The organism is Streptomyces sp. NPDC085460 (assembly GCF_044541975.1).
GTDB lineage: Bacteria > Actinomycetota > Actinomycetes > Streptomycetales > Streptomycetaceae > Streptomyces.
Map to the genome: position 1 here is coordinate 57,778 of NZ_JBITTO010000015.1, position 19,906 is coordinate 77,683.

Consider the following 19,906-nt stretch of genomic DNA (forward strand, 5'->3'; position numbering starts at 1 on the left):
GGGGACCGACCCACGGTCGGTCCCCTTCGTCTCAGCCTCGATCAGCTGCAGCCGCTGGTGGAGCCGCAGCCCTCGCAGATGTAGCAGGAGCCGGCCCGCTGCATCTTCGTGCCGCAGGAGAAGCAGAGCGGGGCGTCGGCGCTGATGCCCAGCTGCATCTCCACGAGCTCGGCGGAGGTGTGGGCCTGCTGCGGGGCCGGGACCTCGACCTTCACCGCCGGGGCGGCGACGGCCTTCAGCTCCTGGGCGCGCGGGGCGGACTGGGCCAGACCCTCGACGTCCAGCTCGACATCGTCGACGGACTGCTCGTAGGAGCCGGTCTCCAGGTGACGCTGGCGCTCCTCCGCGGAGTGGATGCCGAGCGCGGAGCGGGTCTCGAAGGGCAGGAAGTCCAGCGCCAGGCGGCGGAAGATGTAGTCGACGATCGACTGCGCCATCCGCACGTCCGGGTCGTCGGTCATGCCGGCCGGCTCGAAGCGCATGTTCGTGAACTTCGAGACGTACGTCTCCAGCGGGACGCCGTACTGCAGACCGACGGAGACCGCGATGGAGAAGGCGTCCATCATGCCCGCGAGGGTCGAGCCCTGCTTCGACATCTTCAGGAAGACCTCGCCGAGACCGTCGTCCGGGTAGGAGTTGGCGGTCATGTAGCCCTCGGCGCCACCGACGGTGAAGGAGGTGGTGATCCCCGGACGGCCCTTGGGCAGGCGCTTGCGGACCGGGCGGTACTCGACGACCTTCTCGACGGCCTCGCGGATCGTCGCCTCGGTCTTCGCGGTCACCTCGGCCTTCTCGTCCTCCTTCTTCTTGGCGGAGAGCGGCTGGCCGACCTTGCAGTTGTCGCGGTAGATCGCGAGCGCCTTGACGCCCATCTTCCACGCCTCGAAGTAGACCTCCTCGACGTCCTCGACCGTGGCCGTCTCCGGCAGGTTCACGGTCTTGGAGAGGGCGCCGGAGATCCACGGCTGGATGGCGGCCATCATGCGGACGTGACCCATCGCGGAGATGGAACGCTCGCCCATGGCGCAGTCGAAGACCTCGTAGTGCTCGGTCTTCAGGCCCGGGGCGTCGATCACATTGCCGTTCTCGGCGATGTGGGCGACGATCGCCTCGATCTGCTCCTCCTGGTAGCCCAGGCGGCGCAGGGCCTGCGGAACGGTGCCGTTGACGATCTGCATCGAGCCGCCGCCGACGAGCTTCTTGAACTTGACCAGGGCGAGGTCGGGCTCGAGGCCGGTGGTGTCGCAGGACATCGCGAGGCCGATGGTGCCGGTGGGGGCGATGACCGATGCCTGGGCGTTGCGGAAGCCGTTCTTGGCGCCGAGGCGGACGACGTCCTGCCACGCCTCCGTGGCGGCGGCCCAGATCGGGGTGTCCAGGTCGTCGATGCGGACGGCCTTGTCGTTGGCGTCGGCGTGCTGCTTCATGACGCGCTGGTGCGGCTCCGCGTTGCGGGCGTAGCCGTCGTAGGCGCCGACGACCGCGGCGAGCTCGGCGGAGCGCTTGTACGAGGTGCCGGTCATCAGGGAGGTGATGGCGCCGGCGAGGGCACGGCCGCCCTCGGAGTCGTACGCGTGGCCGGTCGCCATCAGCAGGGCGCCGAGGTTGGCGTAGCCGATGCCGAGCTGGCGGAAGGCGCGGGTGTTCTCGCCGATCTTCTGGGTCGGGAAGTCGGCGAAGCAGATGGAGATGTCCATCGCGGTGATGACGAGCTCGACGACCTTGGCGAAGCGCTCGACGTCGAAGGACTGGTTGCCCTTGCCGTCGTCCTTGAGGAACTTCATGAGGTTCAGCGAGGCGAGGTTGCAGGACGTGTTGTCCAGGTGCATGTACTCGCTGCACGGGTTCGAGCCGTTGATGCGGCCGGACTCGGGGCAGGTGTGCCAGCGGTTGATCGTGTCGTCGTACTGGATGCCCGGGTCGGCGCAGGCCCACGCGGCCTCGGCCATCTTGCGGAAGAGCGACTTGGCGTCGACCTCCTCGATGACCTCGCCGGTCATGCGGGCCCGCAGGCCGAACTTCCCGCCGGACTCCACGGCCTTCATGAACTCGTCGTTCACGCGGACGGAGTTGTTGGCGTTCTGGTACTGGACGGACGTGATGTCGTCGCCGCCCAGGTCCATGTCGAAGCCCGCGTCACGGAGGGCGCGGATCTTCTCCTCCTCCTTGACCTTGGTCTCGATGAAGTTCTCGATGTCGGGGTGGTCGACGTCGAGGATGACCATCTTCGCGGCACGGCGGGTGGCGCCACCGGACTTGATCGTTCCGGCGGAGGCGTCGGCGCCCCGCATGAAGGAGACCGGGCCGGAGGCGTTGCCGCCGGAGGAGAGCAGCTCCTTGGAGGAGCGGATGCGGGAGAGGTTCAGGCCGGCACCGGAGCCGCCCTTGAAGATCATGCCCTCTTCCTTGTACCAGTCGAGGATCGACTCCATGGAGTCGTCGACGGAGAGGATGAAGCAGGCGGAGACCTGCTGGGGCTGCGGCGTGCCGACGTTGAACCAGACCGGCGAGTTGAAGCTGAAGATCTGGTGGAGGAGGGCGTACGTGAGCTCGTGCTCGAAGATCTCCGCGTCGGCGGGCGAGGCGAAGTAGCCGTAGTCCTCGCCGGCCTTCGTGTAGGTCTTCACGATGCGGTCGATGAGCTGCTTCAGACCGGTCTCGCGCTGCGGGGTGCCGACGGCCCCGCGGAAGTACTTGCTGGTGACGATGTTGACCGCGTTCACCGACCAGAAGTCGGGGAACTCGACGCCGCGCTGCTCGAAGTTGATCGAGCCGTCGCGCCAGTTGGTCATGACGACGTCACGGCGCTCCCAGTTCACCTCGTCGTACGGATGCACGCCGGGGGTGGTGTGGATGCGCTCGATCCGCAGGCCCTTGCTCGCCGCCTTGGCTCCCTTGGTGCGGGAACCACGTGCCGGGCCGCTCGCCGTCTCTGTCATGCCGCCTCCCATATACGGGCAAAACACCCTTTGGCGCCCAGATAATCCCAGAGCACCGTCTTCTGTACTACGTTCTGTACTGCTTGACCCACGGGCAGCACACGGGTCACCCGGGGCAGGTCTTCACGGCCGCACGGCGGCCGGTCGCCGGGCCGCGCGGGCCCGGATCGCCGTCAGTCGGCGGCGCCGGCGGGAACGGGCACCTCGGGGGCGCCGGTCCCACCGTTCTCAGCGGGAGGCCGCACGCGGAGTTCCGCGATGGCGGCCTCGAAGTCTTCGAGCCCCTCGAACGCCTTGTAGACGGAGGCGAAGCGCAGGTACGCGACGAGGTCGAGCTCCTGCAGCGGCCCGAGGATGGCCAGGCCCACGTCGTGGGTGGTCAGCTCGGCGCTGCCGGTGGCGCGCACCGCCTCCTCGACCCGCTGGCCGAGCTTGGCCAGGGCGTCCTCGGTGACCGGCCGCCCCTGGCACGCCTTGCGGACGCCGGAGATGACCTTGGTGCGGCTGAAGGGCTCGGTGACGCCGGAGCGCTTGACCACCATGAGCGAACAGGTCTCCACCGTGGTGAAACGGCGGGCGCAGTCCGTGCACTGGCGGCGGCGTCGGATCGACGTGCCGTCATCGGTGGTGCGACTGTCCACGACCCGGCTGTCGGGGTGCCTGCAGAAGGGGCAGTGCATTGGTTACGACCCTCTTCCTCACGGCACGACTGAACAGCCTCGCGCGGCCCGTCAAGGCCCTCGAAGCGACCACCAGCATAGGCGATGGACAGTGGCCCGGCAGACCGGGGACCACTATCCCTGGGTGGCCGATGCCATCCAACCACTAGATCTTGGGTTGAGCCCGTTGTGACACCCCCGCGTGTCGCGGGGCCCTCAGGGCCGCGTCCCTGCCCCTCGGAGTCCCTCGGATGGGAGACTGGGAGGGCGCGCCGGGGGCGGAAAGCCCAGCGGCGAAGGCTACCGTAAGGGCGGGCCCGGCCTCCGGGGACCCACTCCCATACACCCCCACTCGCACACGCGTAAGGCAATCTGCGGATTTTCACTCGAACGTGTGTTTGGCGCAACCTTTCGAAAGCTACTACCGTTGTGCCAGCCAGGGAGACCATTCGAGAGGGGCCGACGACGTGACCACCACCGCAGACAGCGCCACCATCACCGCCCAGGACCGCTCCCAGGGCCGACTCGAGCCGGTGCACGCCATGAACGACACAGCCATGAACGGCGAGGAGCCCGGGCGTCCCGCCCGAGCCCTCCCCGGAAGGCCGCCAGGCATCAGGGCCGACAGCTCCGGCCTCACCGACCGCCAGCGCCGGGTCATCGAAGTCATCCGCGACTCGGTTCAGCGGCGCGGCTACCCGCCGTCGATGCGCGAGATCGGTCAGGCGGTGGGCCTCTCCAGCACGTCGTCGGTGGCGCACCAGCTGATGGCGCTGGAGCGCAAGGGCTTCCTCCGCCGCGACCCGCACCGCCCCCGGGCGTACGAGGTCCGTGGCTCGGACCAGCCCAGCACCCAGCCCACCGACACCACCGGCAAGCCCGCCGCGTCGTACGTGCCCCTGGTCGGCCGGATCGCGGCCGGTGGCCCCATCCTGGCCGAGGAGTCCGTCGAGGACGTCTTCCCGCTTCCCCGGCAGCTGGTCGGCGACGGCGAGCTCTTCGTCCTCAAGGTCGTCGGCGACTCCATGATCGAAGCCGCCATCTGTGACGGCGACTGGGTCACCGTCCGGCGCCAGCCCGTCGCGGAGAACGGCGACATCGTCGCCGCCATGCTCGACGGCGAGGCCACGGTGAAGCGCTTCAAGCGCGAGGACGGCCACGTCTGGCTGCTGCCGCACAACGCCGCGTACCAGCCCATCCCCGGTGACGAGGCCACGATCCTCGGCAAGGTGGTCGCCGTGCTGCGGCGGGTGTGACCCCACCCCGCCGGCTTCGACCGGGCCCCGGGACCCCCTGCGCCGGTTCCGGGGCCCGCTGTACGTCCCACTCTCCTGGCTCGCGTCCGGCCCCGGCTTCCGCCGGGGCCGGACGTACGTCCGCGCCCCCTGAGCTCAGGCGCTGTCCGCCTTCGCCACCGCGTCGATCGCGGCCAGCGACTTGCGTACCTGATTGCGGTCGGTCGTGTACCAGAAGTCGGGCATGGACGCCTTGAGGTAGCTGCCGTACCGCGCGGTGGCGAGCCGCTGGTCCAGTACGGCCACGACGCCCCGGTCGCCCGTCGCCCGGACCAGCCGGCCCGCGCCCTGGGCCATCAGCAGTGCCGCGTGCGTCGCCGCCACCGCCATGAAGCCGTTTCCCCCGGCTTCCTCGACCGCCTTCTGGCGGGCGCTCATCAGCGGATCGTCGGGGCGCGGGAAGGGGATCTTGTCCATGACCACCAGCTGACAACTGGCGCCCGGCACGTCCACGCCCTGCCAGAGCGACAGCGTGCCGAAGAGGCAGGTCCGCGGGTCCGCGGCGAAGTTCTTGATGAGCTCGCCCAGGGTGTCCTCGCCCTGGAGCAGGATCGGGAACTCGGGGATCCGGGTCCGCAGCTCCTCGGCCGCCAGCTGTGCCGCCCGCATCGAGGAGAAGAGGCCCAGGGTGCGGCCGCCGGCCGCCTGGATCAGTTCGGTGAGTTCGTCGAGCATGTCGCCGCGGTCGCCGTCCCTGGCCGGCTTGGCCAGGTGCTTGGCGACGTACATGATGCCCTGCTTGGGGTAGTCGAACGGGGAGCCGACGTCGATGCCCTTCCAGACCGGCAGGTCGTCCCCGGTGATCCCCTCGGGCGCGAGGCCCAGTGAGGCGCCCACCCCGTTGAAGTCGCCGCCGAGCTTGAGCGTGGCCGAGGCGAGGACGACGGAGCGGTCGTTGAAGAGCTTCTCCCGCAGCAGCCCGGAGACCGAGAGCGGCGCGACCCGCAGCGAGGCGCCGAAGCGGTCGTGCCGCTCGTACCAGACCACGTCCCACTCGGAGCCCTGGGTGATCCGCTCCGCGACACCGTGCACGGTCTCGACCGAGGCCATCGCCTGCTTGCGGACCGCGTCCTCGTCCTGCACCGAGCGGTCCCGGGTGTTCCCCAGCGCGGTGATCACGGCGCGTGCCGCGTCACGCAGCGCCATCAGCGCGTACGCCAGATCCTCCGGGATCTCCTCCAGGCGGCCCGGGAGCGCCAGCTCCATGACCCGCTCGAAACCCTCCGCGGCGGTCTGGAGCTGGTCGGCGACCTTCTCGTCCACGAGCTTGGCGGCCCGGCGCACCGCCCGGTTCACCTGGCCCGGGGTGAGCTCTCCTGTGGCGACACCGGTGACCCGGGAGACCAGCTCGTGGGCCTCGTCCACGATCAGTACCTCGTGCTGGGGCAGCACGGGAGCGCCTTCGATCGCGTCGATCGCGAGGAGCGCGTGGTTGGTGACCACGACGTCGGCGAGCTTGGCGCGCTCGCGGGCCGACTCGGCGAAGCACTCCGCCCCGTACGCGCACTTGCTCGCGCCGAGACATTCCCGGGAGGAGACGGAGATCTGGGCCCAGGCCCGGTCGGAGACGCCGGGAGTCAGGTCGTCCCGGTCACCGGTCTCCGTCTCGTCCGCCCAGTCGCGCAGCCGGAGCAGGTCCTGGCCGAGCTTGCTGGTGGGAGCGGCCGCTTCGAAGGCGTCGAAGAGGCCGTCCTCCTCGTCCTGCGGGACACCCTCGTGGAGTCGGTGCAGGCACAGGTAGTTCGACCGGCCCTTGAGCATGGCGAACTGGGGGCGGCGGCGCAGCTGCGGGTGCAGCGCGTCGACCGTCCGGGGCAGGTCGCGCTCGACGAGCTGGCGCTGGAGCGCCAGGGTGGCCGTGGCCACCACCACCCTCTCCCCGTGCGCGAGCGCCGGCACGAGGTAGCCGAGCGACTTTCCTGTGCCGGTGCCCGCCTGGACGAGCAGGTGGGAATTGTCGTCGATGGCCTCGGCCACGGCCTCGGCCATGGTGACCTGGCCGGGCCGCTCCGTACCGCCGACTGCGGCGACGGCGGCGTGGAGGAGGTCGGGGAGGGATGGCTTCGTCATAGCGTTCCCAGCCTACGGGGCGCCGCTGACAGCGGGGGCACTCCCGCGGATCACGCGAGGGGGTTCGGGACGGTGCCGTGGACGGCGGCGTGCGGGCGTTCGGAGCGGTCCCGGTAGCCGTCCATGTGCAGCCGGTTGCGGTTGAGGCAGAGCCGTTCGATCCGCGGGGTGAGCAGGTCGAAGAGCTCGAACCGGTCCTTCAGCTCGGGGAAGCGCTCCTGGTGGCGGAGGATCTCGGCGCGGACGAGGGCCCAGAAGTCCGCCTCGGGTACGTCGAGTTGTTCCTCGCACAGCGGGGCGAGGTAGCGGAAGACGCCGACGAAGAGCCCCGAATGGATGAACTGGGTGAGGAAGCCGGGCTCCTCGCTGAGGAGGACGGCGCGGACGTCCTCGGGCATCGTGTCGTGCTCGGGGATCGGATGGGCGCTGATGTTGACGTCGTCGACGAAGTCCTTGATCGCCAGGCGGACGGGGACGTCCTGCTCGTCGTAGACGACGATCGCGTTCTCGCCGTGCGGGGAGAAGACGGTGCCGTAGCGGTAGAGGAAGTGGAGCAGGGGAGGCAGCAGCGCGGCGAAGAGGCGCCGCAGCCAGACGGCGGGGGCCAGGCCGGAGCGCTCGACGAGGGCGGCGACGAAGGCGCGGCCGTCGGGGTCGGTGTGGAGCAGGGCGGCGAGGGTGCGGGCGCGTTGCCCCGGCGGCAGACGGAGCGGCTCGCGCCAGATCGCGCCGAGAAGTTCCTTGTACTGGTACGGGACTTCGGGCAGCCGGTCGTACAGGGGGTGCTCGACGGTGACGGAGGCGACCTCGCCGAGGAGGATCACGCCGCAGTCGTCGTGGAGGAAGGGGTCGGCGTCGCGCAGGCCGTGGACCCAGGCGGTGACGGCGGGGGCGGCGAGGGTGCGCTCGGTGGGGAGGCCGCGCCAGACGAGGGTGTTGAGGACGGAGAGCGGGAGTTTGACGGTGTGCCGGTCGGGGCGGCTGGTGTTGAGGAAGGTACGGATGGACTGCTGCGGCAGACGGAGGTCGCCGTCGGCGGGGAGCGGGACGATGGCACCGGAGGCGATGGCGGGGGCGTAGAGCGGGAGCAGGATCTCGTCCCACTGCCAGGGGTGGACGGGGAGCAGCAGGTACGCGTCGGGGTCGAGGCCGCGGGCGGTGAGCTCGGCGCGGAACGCCTCCCGGACGGGCGGGTCGAGCTCGCGGGCGTAGAGGCGGTCGGGGGTGTCGAGTCCCGGAACGCCGCGGTAGGCGGCGAGGCGGTTGCTGACCGCGATCCACGGGAGGCGGGTGGCGCGGCGGGCTTCGGGGGCCCAGTGGGCCGCGTCGCCCGCGGAGAAGCCGATGCGGCCCTTGTTGAGGACGAGCCACGGGTGCCCCGTCTGGTGGCCTTCGAGGTCGGCGTACGCGAGGTCGGCGAGGCGGTCGGCGGTGAGCGCGGTGTGGTCGAGGCGGGCATCGGCGGTGAGGGTGGTGGAGAGCTCGCGGATGAGGTGGCCGAGGGTGGCGCCGTCGAGGCCGAGGAGGCGGCGGGCGCCGACGAGCAGGACGAGGGGGTCGGTGAGCGTCCGGTCGTCGTGGGTGACGGTGTCGGGTGAGACGCGCCAGCTGCCGTAGGCGCCCCGGCGGGCGGTGAACGCGAGGGTGCTGCCGTCGTCGAGGGTGAGGGCGTACCGGCCGGGGGTGTCACCGTCGGTAGGGACGGGTTCGATGATCTCCTCGTAGGCGAACTCGCCGAGGGCCTTCGCGAGGGTGCGGGCGGAGGCGCGGGTCCAGGCGGCGGGGTTGAGCTCGGGGGGCGCGAGCAGCTCGGGGGGCGCGAGCAGCTCGGGGGCGGGTGCCGCCGCGGGTCGTGCGGAGTCGTGGGGTGCTGGGGACGGCGTCACAAAGACTCCTCGAAGTGGGAACCGGTGTGGGTCGAGCGGTGTATCAAAGACAGAGGGTGTTCACAGAACGTGACGGAGGGCCCGGTCACGGATCATGAGCGCGGCTCGTTTGTCGGGCAGGTCGATCTCCGCGGCGTAGCGGAAGCCGGCGCTGAGGAAGGCCGAGACGGAGGGGGTGTTGCGGATGTCGGGTTCGGCGACGACGCGGGTGCAGCGGGGACGGTGGTCGAGGACGAGATCGGCCACGGCCCGAAGGAGGGTGGTGCCGACTCCTCGGCCGCGGTCCCTGGTGCCTCCGAGGAGGAGATGGATCCCCGTGTCGTGCGGGCGGGCCGGGTAGGCGCGGGCGACCGGGTCGAGGTCGGCGCGGTAGATCTCGAAGTAGCTCATCGGGGTGGAGTCGAGCACGCCGAGGCAGGGGACGCTGCGGCCGTCGCCTTCGAGCTGGGCGCGGACGTGGTCGGCGGTGACGGTCTCGGGTCCGGCGAGTTCCCAGAAGGCGTCGACGGCGGGGTCGTTCATCCACCGGGTGAGGAGGGGCAGGTCGCGGCTCGGACGGACGGGGACCAGGCGGAAGCTGCCGAAGCGGGTGGGCACCGGCGCCCAGGAGGCGACGGCATCGAGCAGGTCGCCGTCGAGGCGGCCCTCGACGGCGGCATCGGTGCCACGGACCGCGCTCGGGCTCGGGCTCGGGCTCGGGCCGGTTGCGGGGCCGGGCTTCGGGTCGGGGCCGATGCCGGTGGTGGGGTCGGTTCCGGGGCCGGCGCCGGTGGTGGGGTCGGCTCCGGGGCCGGTTGCGGGGACTGTGGTGGGGACTGTGGTGGGCCGGGCTGCGGTGAGGAGGGCGACGAGGTCGTCGACGCGGAGGTCGAGGGTGTCGTCGCCCGTCGGTTCGGCCGGTGGGTGGTCGGCTGCTGGGGTGCCGACGTCGTGTCTGTGGTCCGGATGTATGGACATGGGCGGGTCTTCCATGGTTCGTGGGCGTCCCCGCGGTGGGTGGTCGGGGGTGCGCCGGCGGACGGGGCCGAGACGGCTGGTGGTGGGCCGGTGGTGGGCCGCCAGGGGGGTCAGGCGCGGAGGGGGTTGGTGATGGTGACGTAGACGGACTGGGTGTCCACGGGGCCGACGAGTTCGTCGAGGCCGTGGAGGCGGGTGAGGAGGTTGGCCTTGCTGCGGAGGGTGGCCGCTTCGAGGAGGCGGTGCGGGAGGGGGGAGCCGAGGCCGGTGGCGGAGGTGAGGAAGGAGCGGAAGGCGGCGAGCAGGATCCGCTCGTCGGCGAGGTGCTGGGCGCCGAAGGCTCCGATCAGGCCGAGCACGTTGTTGATGCCGAGGTAGTAGGCGAAGCGCTCGTCGGTGACCTGGTCGGAGACGAAGGTGTCGCTGTGGGTGCCGATGCCGGGGAGGCGGCTCTCCAGCTCGGCCCGGTGGGACTCGCGGAAGTAGTAGCCCTGGTTGTCGCGGTAGCGGCCGCCGGTGGGCCAGCCGTCGGCGTCGAGGAGGACGAGGGTGTTCTGCTGGTGGGCTTCCAGGGCGATGCCGGCGTGGCCGTCGAGCCAGAGGACGGGGCGGACGACGTGGTCGAGGTAGCGGAGGAACCACTCGGCGGAGACGGCGGCGGCGGGGCGGCCGGTGCGGGCGGAGAGGTGGCCGATGAGGTCGGCGAGACGGGATCCCATGCCGGTGGTGCCGGGCCGGGGGCGGGGGGCGGTGAGGGCCGCGAGGCAGACGGCGTCGTCGCCGGGGCCGAAGGGGTTGTGCCGGATCATCAGGTCGAGTCCGGGCACGGGGGTGCCGTCGGGGGCGTCGACGGCCAGCCAGGCGGGGTCGCGGACGATGTCGAAGCCGGGGTGGGCGGCCTGCCAGTCGTCGACGAGGCCGGTGCGCAGGAGGCGGTGGACCTCGACGCCGCGGTGGAGTTCCTTGCGAAGGTTCTCGCGGCGGGAGTTGGTGATGCGCAGGCCGAGGGAGAGCTTGAGCATGGCACGGGCGCCGGGGCGGTGGACGGTGCGGACGGAGGAGGTGGGGTGCCAGTGGCTGCCGTGCGGGCCCAGGTCGTGGAGGAGGCCCTGGTCGACGAGGGCGCGGACGTCGGGGCGGTGGAGGAGTTCGCGGGCCTGCCAGGGGTGCAGGGGCAGGGGGGAGGTACCGGTGGGATGGGCGAGTCCTTCGGCGAGGCCGGTGGCGAGCTGTTCGGCGGTGACGGGGCGGCCCTGTTCGGTCCAGGCGGAGTCGGAGACGAGGAGGGAGTGGTCGACGGCGAACCAGTGGAGGGGGAAGGAGCCGTGGAGTTCGGGCGAGTAGAGGCGGGCCTCGGCCTCGGAGAGTCCTTCGCGGCTCTTGGGGGTGGGGTGGAGCGGGTGGCCGAGGAGGAGGGACTGTTCGGCGGCGAGGAAAAGGTCGGCGTCGGGGTGGGGCCGGGGGTCGCGGCGGCGGGCGGTGAGGAAGTCGGCGGTGCGGCGGGCGGAGTCGGCGACGCGGCCGACGAGTTCGGTGGCCTCGGCGCGGCCGGTCTCGCGGCTGAGGAGGGCGGCGAGGGTGACGGCGTCGACGGCCGGGCCGCTGGAGGGGAGGCCCTCCAGGGTGGGGGTGCCGAAGCGGTGCCAGCCGGTGGGCGACCAATAGCGGACGGGGACGAGGAGGGCGGTGCCGCTGGCGTCGAGGGGGACGCGGAGGGTGGCCGTGGCGGGGGCGGGGAGGTTCTTCTCCCTGACCCAGCAGCGGAGGAGGTTCTCGATGGCGGCGGTGTCGGCGGCCCGCTGGGGGTCGGGGTCGTCGAGCGGGTCGGCGGCCGTGGCGTCGGGTCGGTGCGGGCTCACGGCGGGAGCGGCTCCGGCGTGGGCCGGCCGGAGGGCGTCGGGGCCGGTGTGCTGGCGCGGGACCGTGCGCTCCTCGGCGTCGCGGTGGGTCTCGGTCTCGGGCACCTGGGAGGTGGGGGTGGCGTTCACGCGGGTTTCCTTGGAGAGGGGGCCGGGGGCGGTCCGGGTCAGTGGGACGGGCCGGGGACGGGCCGGTGGGGGGCCGGCGGCCGCGGGACGTGGGCCCGCTCGGCGGCGGCGAGGGCGTCGGCGAAGCGGTCCAGGACCGCGGTGGCCTGCTCGTCGGTGAGGGTGAGCGGAGGGAGGAGGCGTACGACGGCGGAGTGCCGGCCGCCGAGTTCGACGATGAGGCCGCGGGCCAGGCATTCGCGCCGGACGGCGCGGGCGAGCGCCGGGGCGGCGGGCGGGGCGAGGTCGTCGGGTGCGGCGGCTCCGGGGTCGACGAGCTCGACGCCGAGCATGAGGCCGCGGCCGCGTACGTCGCCGACGCAGGGGTGGGCGGCCTGGAGGCCCTGGAGCCGGCCGAGCATCCGGGCGCCGAGGGTGACGGCCCGGTCGGCGAGCCGGTTCTCGCGGACGTACGCGAGCGTGGCGGTGCCGGCGGCCATGGCGAGCTGGTTGCCGCGGAAGGTGCCGGCGTGGGCACCGGGCTCCCAGGCGTCGAGCCCGGAGCGGTACACGACGACGGCGAGGGGGAGGGAGCCGCCGATGGCCTTGGAGAGAACCATCACGTCGGGGACGACTCCGCTGTGCTCGACGGCCCAGAAGGCGCCGGTGCGGCCGACGCCGGTCTGGACCTCGTCGACGACGAGGGGGATGGAGTGCCGGGCGGTGATGGCCCGCATGCGGCGCATCCAGGCGTCGGGGGCGGGGAGGACGCCGCCTTCGCCCTGGACGGCCTCGACGATCATCCCGGCGGGGGTGGTGACGCCGCTCTTGGGGTCGTCGAGGAGGGTCTCGGTCCAGCGGGCGGAGAGTTCGGCGCCGCGGTCCCCGCCGACGCCGTAGGGGCAGCGATAGGACTGGGGGTACGGGAGGCGGGTGACGCGGACGTCCTCGGCGCCGCCGGAGGCGGCGAGGGCGCCGGTGGTCATGCCGTGGTAGGCGCCGGTGAAGGCGAACAGGCCGCTGCGGCCGGTGGCGGTGCGGACCAGCTTCAGGGCGGCCTCGACGGCGTCGGTCCCGGCGGGGCCGCAGAACTGGATGCGGGCGTCGGCGGCGAGGTCCGGGGGGAGGGTGGCGAAGAGTTCGGAGGTGAACGCGTCCTTGACGGGGGTCGCGAGGTCGAGGACGTGGAGGGGGGCTCCGGAGTCGAGGACCCGGTGGATGGCTTCGAGGACGACCGGGTGGTTGTGGCCCAGGGCGAGGGTGCCGGCGCCGGAGAGGCAGTCGAGGTAGCGGCGGCCGTCGGCGCCCTCGATGGTCAGGCCGCGGGCGCGGACCGGGACGATCGGCAGTGAGCGGGCGTAGGTACGGGCGCTGGACTCGCGCTGGGCCTGCCGCCGCAGAATGGCCTCGTAGCCGCCGCCGGCCACGGTGCCGTATCCGCGCCGGGTCGAGGCCGCGGGCTTCCTCGCCTCCCCCGCCGCCCTCTGGTCTCCGGTGGCCGCCTCCGCGTGCGGGGCCGCGGCCCCGACGGGTGAGGTCGCCTCCCGAAGCGGGGCCGGCCCCACGGCCGAAGGCGTCTCCGGGGCGGGCGCCGCCCCCGCGAGCGTGGCCGGCCCCACGGTCGCGGATGTCTCCGGGGCCTGGGCCGGTGACGCCCCCAGGGTCGGAGTACGGGTCGCCTCCGCAGTCGGAGGCCGGGGTGTCTTCGGGGTCGGGTCCTGGGGTGGGGGTTGGGTCGGGGGGCGGGTGGGGGCGGTGGCTGGCGCTGATTCGGTGACGGCCACGGCTCGGTGTCCTCCCGCGATAACAGTTGCGTTGCACATCGGTGGGCCGCCGGACCGCGCCCAAAGGCCGTTCCGGGCGGTGTCGTTGTGTCCCCCGTACGTACCAACGACGGGAACTGCCGGGGAACACGGGCCGGAGGCAAGATCCTTGGCGTGTCGCGGATCACGGCATGGCAACGGCGGTACCGGCTCCGGAACCGCGGGCGGGGCGCGTACCGTCCCCTCCGGCACCGGCATAGTGGGGGCCGTCGTTCCCGTGTCCACCCGGACACGAGTGCGACCGAAGCTCAGACATGCACCAGTTGACGTAGTCCCAGGGGGATCACGAGATGCGATCGATTCGTCCGCTGCTGATGGCGGCGTCCGCCGTCGCGGCGCTGACGCTCACCGCGACGGCCTGCGGCCCGAGCGAGGAGAACGCGGGAGACAAGCCCAGCGCGCCGGTGAACGAGAACCCGGTCGACAAGATCAAGATTCCGGAGGACCTGAAGCAGCGGCTGAAGGACCACGGGATCGACATCGACAAGTGGCGCGACGGCGAGTGGAGGAACTGGGACAAGGACAAGTGGCTCCGTGAGGCGAAGGACTTCGTCAACCCGATCATCGAGGACCTCTGGGACCCGGACCGGATGAGGGACGCCGAGCGTCCCGAGCGCCCGGTCGAGGAGGAGGACATCTCGGGCGACGAGGGCGTCACCGACCCGACGCCCGACCCGGTGAAGGCGAAGGCCGTCCCGGCGAAGTACCACGCCAACTCGCCCGCGTCCGGCAAGGTGTTCTTCGACGGGCCCGACGGTTCCATGGTCTGCTCGGCGACGGTCGTGAAGGACCCGGCCCACCCGGGCAAGTCCAACCTCGTGTGGACCGCCGGTCACTGCGTCCACAAGGGCAAGCAGGGCGGCTGGTACCGCAACATCGCCTTCGTCCCCTCCTACAACGACGACGCGATGGAGACCTCCGCCCTGGAGAAGGCCACGCGCGAGCAGATCGCGCCGTACGGCGTGTGGTGGGCGGACTGGGTGAAGACCTCCGACGAGTGGATCGCCCAGGGCGCGTCCACCGGCGGCGCGGGCGCCCCGTACGACTTCGCGGTCATCCAGGTGACCCCGGAGAAGGGCTCGTCCGGCAAGTCGCTGGAGGAGACCGTCGGTACGGCCCTGCCGGTCGACTTCAACGCCCCGGCGGTGCCGAAGATCGCGGACATGACCGCGACCGGCTACCCGGCGGCGCCGCCCTTCGACGGCCAGAAGATGTTCCAGTGCGCGGACAAGCCGGGCCGGCTGTCGCTGAAGGCGGAGCAGCCCACCATGTACCGCATCGGCTGCACGATGACGGCCGGTTCGTCGGGTGGCGGCTGGGTCGCCGCCGGCAAGGACGGGCAGCCGGCGCTGGTGTCGAACACCTCGATCGGCCCGTCGACGGCCGGCTGGCTGGCGGGACCGCGTCTCGGCCCGGAGGCCAAGGCGATCTTCGACGAGGTCAGCAAGAAGTACGCCGGCCAGTAGGCCGGTGCACCACGGCGTGTGAGCGGAGGGAGGCGGGACCGCTCGGTCCCGCCTCCCTCCGCTCGCTCAGGACACCTTCCAGGGGGACATCACCACATGCGCTCTGTACGACTCATACCCGGCGCCCTCGGCGTGGCGACGGTGCTCGCGCTGACCGTCACGGCCTGCGGGCCCGGCGGAACGCAGGCCCAGGACAAGCCGGCCGACGGGGCGAGCAGCTCCGCTCCGGCCGAGGCGGGCGACGGCGGGACCGGGGCCGACGGGACCGGGGCCGACGCGGGCGGGCTCGCCGGGGAGCTGGCCGACAAGCTGAAGAAGCACGGCGTCGACGTCGACGCGTGGAAGCGGGGCGGGTGGAAGGACTGGGACACCGCCAGCTGGCTGCGCGAGGCCGAGGACTTCGTCAACCCGGTCATCGAGGACCTGTGGGACCCGGCGCGCATGCAGTCGGCGAAGAGCCCGGACCCGACGATCACCGCGCAGGCCGGGGCCTCCGGCTCCGATCCGGTGCCGCGTCCGGTGACGGCGCAGCGGGAGAAGACGCCGTACCACCGCAACGCCGCCCCGGTCGGCAAGATCTTCTTCGATTCCCCGCAGGGGTCGATGGTCTGCTCGGGCACGATCGTGAAGGACCCGCGCCGGCCCGGAAGGTCGAACCTGGTCTGGACGGCCGGGCACTGTGTGCACGCCGGGAAGCGCGGCGGCTGGTACCGCAACATCACCTTCGTCCCCGCCTTCAACGACCTGGGCAAGTCGCCGGCCGCGCTGCGCGGCGCGCAGTCGCACGAGGTCTACCCGTACGGCCAGTACTGGGCGGACTGGGCGGTGACCTCGGGCGAGTGGATCCAGCGCGGTGGCACGGACCAGGCGTGGCCGTACGACTACGCCGTTCTGCACGTGCAGCCGCAGCGCGGCGGCAAGTCGCTGGAGGAGACCGTCGGCGCGGCGCTGCCGGTCGACTTCTCGGCCCCGGCGCCGGCCCGGGCCGGGACCGTGGGGGCCTGGGGCTACCCGCAGGCGGCCCCGTACAACGGTGTGATCATGCACAAGTGCCTGACCGGGGCCTCTCGGCTCACGGTGGCGCCGGCGACGCCGGTGATGTACCGGATCGGCTGCACGATGACGGCGGGCTCGTCGGGCGGCGGCTGGTTCCGGGCGCTGCCGGGCGGGAAGACGGCGCTGGTGTCGAACACCTCGATCGGCCCGGCGCGGGGCAACGGCTGGCTGGCCGGTCCGCAGCTCGGCCGGGGTGCCAAGGCCGCGTACGACATGGTCAGCAAGAAGTTCGCCCGCTGACGCGCTCGCGCGGAGCGCGCAGAACGTGACGAGGGCGCCGGCCCCCACCCTGATCAAGGGGTGGGGGCCGGCGCCCTCGTACGGTCCGTGCTCAGTGCGCGGCGGGCACGTACGGCGCGAGTGCCGCCGCCAGTTCCTCGTGCACCCGGGCCTTGACCAGGGTGCCCTCGTTGGTGTGCTCCTCGGAGAGCATCTCGCCCTCGGCGTGGACACGGGAGACGAGACCGCCCTGCGTGTACGGCAGGAGGACCTCGATCTCCACCTCGGGGCGCGGCAGCTCGCGGTCGATCAGGGCGAGCAGCTCCTCGATGCCCTCGCCCGAGCGGGCGGAGACGGCCATGGAGTGCTTCTCGACGCGGAGCAGCCGCTGGAGGACCAGCGGGTCGGCCGCGTCGGCCTTGTTGACGATCACGATCTCCGGCACGTTCACCGCGCCGACGTCGCGGAAGACCTCGCGCACGGCGGCCAGCTGCTCCTCCGGGGCGGGGTGCGAGCCGTCCACCACGTGCAGGATGAGGTCGGCGTCGGCGACCTCCTCCATGGTGGAGCGGAACGCCTCGACCAGGTGGTGCGGCAGGTGCCGGACGAAGCCGACGGTGTCGGCCAGGGTGTACACCCGGCCGGACGGCGTCTCGGCCCGGCGGACGGTCGGGTCGAGGGTGGCGAACAGCGCGTTCTCCACCAGGACGCCGGCGCCCGTGAGGCGGTTGAGCAGGGAGGACTTGCCGGCGTTGGTGTAGCCGGCGATGGCGACCGACGGCACCTTGTTGCGGCGGCGCTCCTGCCGCTTGATGTCGCGGCCGGTCTTCATCTCCGCGATCTCCCGGCGCATCTTCGCCATCTTCTCGCGGATACGGCGCCGGTCGGTCTCGATCTTGGTCTCACCGGGACCACGGGTGGCCATGCCGCCACCGCCGCCGCCACCCATCTGCCGGGAGAGCGACTGACCCCAGCCGCGCAGGCGCGGCAGCATGTACTGCATCTGCGCGAGGGCGACCTGCGCCTTGCCCTCTCGGGACTTGGCGTGCTGGGCGAAGATGTCGAGGATCAGGGCGGTCCGGTCGACCACCTTGACCTTGACGACGTCTTCGAGGGCGATGAGCTGGCCAGGGCTGAGCTCGCCGTCGCAGACGACGGTGTCGGCGCCGGTCTCGACGACGATGTCCCGGAGCTCCTGGGCCTTGCCGGAACCGATGAAGGTGGCCGGGTCGGGCTTGTCGCGGCGCTGGATGACGCCGTCGAGGACGAGGGCGCCCGCCGTCTCGGCGAGGGCGGCGAGCTCCGCGAGGGAGTTCTCGGCGTCCCCGACGGTCCCCGAGGTCCAGACGCCGACGAGCACGACGCGCTCCAGGCGCAGCTGTCGGTACTCGACCTCGGTGACGTCCTCGAGCTCGGTGGAGAGGCCGACGACACGGCGCAGCGCGGCGCGCTCGGAGCGGTCGAACTGGTCGCCGTCCCGCTCTCCGTCGATCTCGTGGCTCCAGGCGACGTCCTCTTCCATCAGGGCATCGGCCCGAAGGCTCTCGGTGCGGCGCGACTGCGTGAAGCTCTGCTCGTCCGCGAAGCTCTGCTCGTCCTGGGAAGGGGAAGAAGAGGAGGTCATTGGATCCTTACGTCGGTCGGAACGGTGGCATCGGTACAACGTGCGGCGGCCCGGGAAGATTCCCTCGGGGCGCGGCCGCGTCGCCGACCCGAAAATGGTGACACGGCCGCCCCGCGCCCGTCACCCGGGTTTCCCCGGCTTTCCTCAGCGGTCCGGGGCGGCGGGCGGGGCGCTGCGCCAGTCCGGGTGGCCGGGCATGGGCGGGGTCTTCTCGCCGTACAGCCAGCCGGTGAAGAAGGCGTCGAGCTCGCGTCCGGAGACCTGTTCGGCCAGGGCCGTGAAGTCGGCGGTGGAGGCGGTGCCGTCGCGGTGTCCGGCGACCCAGCGGCGTTGCAGCCGGTCGAAGGCGTCGGTGCCGATCTCGTGCCGGAGGGCGTAGAGGACGAGTGCGCTGCCGTCGTAGACGACGGGCCGGAAGAGGCTGAGCTTGGTGCCGGGCGTGGGCGGGCGCGGCTCGGCGGGCGGCCCGCCGTTCGCGCGCCAGCCGTCGGAGGCGGCGTACGCGGCCTTCATCCGCTGCTCCAGGGAACGGCCGTGCTTCTCGTCGGCGTACAGCGCCTCGTACCAGCTGGCGTGGCCCTCGTTGAGCCAGAGGTCGGACCACCGGTGCGGGGAGACGCTGTCGCCGAACCACTGGTGGGCGAGTTCGTGGACCATGACCGCGTCCACGTACCACTCGGGGAAGCGGGGGTCGGTGAAGAGGCGGCGTTCGAAGAGGGAGAGGGTCTGGGTCTCCAGCTCGAAGCCGGTGGTGGCGTCGGCGACCAGCACGCCGTACGTCTCGAAGGGGTACGGGCCGACCTTGCCCTCCATCCACTCCAGGTGGCCGGGGGTCCGGCGCAGCCAGGGCTCCAGGGTCTCGCGGTCCTCGGTGCGGACGACGTCCCGGATCGGGAGGGAGCGGGGGCCGGTGCGGTGCAGGACGGTGGAGCGGCCGATGGAGACCTGGGCGAGCTCGGTGGCCATGGGGTGGCGGGTGCGGTAGGTCCAGGTGGTGGTGGCGCCGTGGTCGGCGCGGCCTGCGGGGAGGCCGTTGGCGACGGCGGTGAGCTCGCGCGGGGCGGTGATCCGGAAGGTGAAGGCGGCCTTGTCGGAGGGGTGGTCGTTGGAGGGGAAGACCCGGTGGGCGGCGTCGGCCTGGTTGGCCATGGCGAGTCCGTCGGAGGTGCGGACCCAGCCGCCGCTTGCGGCGGGGCCGCGCGGGTCGCTGGTGTGGCGGACGGTGACGGTGACGGTTTCGCCGGCGTCGATGGGGGCGGCCGGGGTGACGACCAGGTCCTCGCCGCTGGTCTCGTGGGCGGCGGGGAGGCCGTCGACGGTGACGGCGGAGACCGTGCCGTGGGTGAAGTCGAGGTGGAGCCGGTCGAGGTCGGTGGTGGCGAGGGCGTCGACGCGGGTGACGGCGGCGAGCGGTTCGGTGTTCACGCCGGAGTAGGTGAGGGCGATGTCGTACGCGAGGACGTCGTAGCCGGGGTTGCCGAGGTGCGGGAAGAGCGGGTCGCCGATGCCGAGCGGTGCCGGGGCCGGCAGCGCGGCGGCGATCAGGCCGGCGGAGGCGGCGACGAGGACGGCGGACCGGAGCCAGGGCCGGCGGACCGGCCGGCGCGCGGTGCCGCCGGCGGCGGTGGGGGCCGGCGGGAGGGGCGGGGAAGTGTGCGCCATGGCCCCCAGGGCTACCAGCACCCCACCCCCCTCCCCCGCCCGACGCGCGCGCCCACCACCCGAAGGTGTCACCCGGAGGGGGGCGCGCGGGGCGGGAGTGCGTGCGGAGGCGGCGCGGGCGCGGGTCGGAGGGCGTACGAGGCCGGGCTCGGGCGGCGGGCGCGGACGCGGGCCGGAGGGCGTACGGGGCCGGGTATGGGCACAGGCCGGGGGCGTACGGGGCCGGGCGGCGGGTGCGGGCCGAGGGCGCGCAGGGGCGGGCGGTGGAGGGGGCCGGTGGGGG

At 72.4% G+C, this 19,906-nt stretch carries 12 protein-coding genes; 3 read left to right on the forward strand and 9 right to left on the reverse strand.

The genetic code is table 11. The features are described from left to right. Positions 1-41 precede the first annotated feature (41 nt). Entirely contained in the window at positions 42-2,939 is a 2,898-nt protein-coding gene (locus ACIGHB_RS30595; protein WP_360315120.1) for a vitamin B12-dependent ribonucleotide reductase, read from the reverse strand. 173 nt (positions 2,940-3,112) lie between these two features. After that, positions 3,113-3,619, reverse strand: coding sequence for a transcriptional regulator NrdR (nrdR, locus tag ACIGHB_RS30600; protein ID WP_319008780.1), 507 nt, complete (start codon positions 3,617-3,619; stop codon positions 3,113-3,115). Positions 3,620-4,065: 446 nt separating this feature from the next. On the opposite strand from nrdR, the gene lexA reads away from it, so the two are divergent. Beyond that, positions 4,066-4,854: a transcriptional repressor LexA gene (gene lexA / locus ACIGHB_RS30605; protein WP_031010805.1), complete on the forward strand. Its 789-nt coding sequence runs from the start codon at positions 4,066-4,068 to the stop codon at positions 4,852-4,854. A gap of 135 nt (positions 4,855-4,989) precedes the next feature. Here lexA and ACIGHB_RS30610 read toward each other — a convergent pair whose 3' ends face one another. The 5 genes from ACIGHB_RS30610 to ACIGHB_RS30630 all read right to left on the reverse strand — a co-directional run bounded on the left by ACIGHB_RS30610 (position 4,990) and on the right by ACIGHB_RS30630 (position 13,200). Then, positions 4,990-6,963, reverse strand: a complete 1,974-nt coding sequence (locus ACIGHB_RS30610; protein WP_388882389.1) for an ATP-dependent DNA helicase — start codon at positions 6,961-6,963, stop codon at positions 4,990-4,992. Positions 6,964-7,013: 50 nt separating this feature from the next. After that, positions 7,014-8,789, reverse strand: a complete 1,776-nt coding sequence (locus ACIGHB_RS30615; RefSeq protein ID WP_399917655.1) for an IucA/IucC family protein — start codon at positions 8,787-8,789, stop codon at positions 7,014-7,016. A 120-nt stretch (positions 8,790-8,909) separates the two neighbouring features. Beyond that, complete coding sequence (locus ACIGHB_RS30620) at positions 8,910-9,806, reverse strand: GNAT family N-acetyltransferase (protein ID WP_399917593.1); 897 nt, start codon at positions 9,804-9,806, stop codon at positions 8,910-8,912. Positions 9,807-9,916: 110 nt separating this feature from the next. Further along, complete coding sequence (locus tag ACIGHB_RS30625; RefSeq protein WP_399917595.1) at positions 9,917-11,794, reverse strand: IucA/IucC family protein; 1,878 nt, start codon at positions 11,792-11,794, stop codon at positions 9,917-9,919. 38 nt (positions 11,795-11,832) lie between these two features. After that, entirely contained in the window at positions 11,833-13,200 is a 1,368-nt protein-coding gene (locus ACIGHB_RS30630) for a diaminobutyrate--2-oxoglutarate transaminase family protein (RefSeq protein WP_399917597.1), read from the reverse strand. Between the two features lie 686 nt (positions 13,201-13,886). On the opposite strand from ACIGHB_RS30630, the gene ACIGHB_RS30635 reads away from it, so the two are divergent. Further along, positions 13,887-15,062, forward strand: a complete 1,176-nt coding sequence (locus tag ACIGHB_RS30635) for a hypothetical protein (RefSeq protein ID WP_360315131.1) — start codon at positions 13,887-13,889, stop codon at positions 15,060-15,062. A gap of 96 nt (positions 15,063-15,158) precedes the next feature. Beyond that, positions 15,159-16,358, forward strand: coding sequence for a hypothetical protein (locus ACIGHB_RS30640; RefSeq protein WP_360315133.1), 1,200 nt, complete (start codon positions 15,159-15,161; stop codon positions 16,356-16,358). Between the two features lie 91 nt (positions 16,359-16,449). On the opposite strand, the gene hflX is transcribed toward ACIGHB_RS30640, so the two are convergent. Together hflX and ACIGHB_RS30650 are read right to left on the reverse strand one after the other, a co-directional pair. Next, a complete protein-coding gene (gene hflX / locus ACIGHB_RS30645) occupies positions 16,450-17,961 on the reverse strand; it encodes a GTPase HflX (protein WP_360315135.1) in 1,512 nt (503 codons plus the stop codon). A gap of 144 nt (positions 17,962-18,105) precedes the next feature. After that, positions 18,106-19,623: a M1 family metallopeptidase gene (locus ACIGHB_RS30650; protein WP_399917600.1), complete on the reverse strand. Its 1,518-nt coding sequence runs from the start codon at positions 19,621-19,623 to the stop codon at positions 18,106-18,108. Positions 19,624-19,906: the final 283 nt, after the last annotated feature.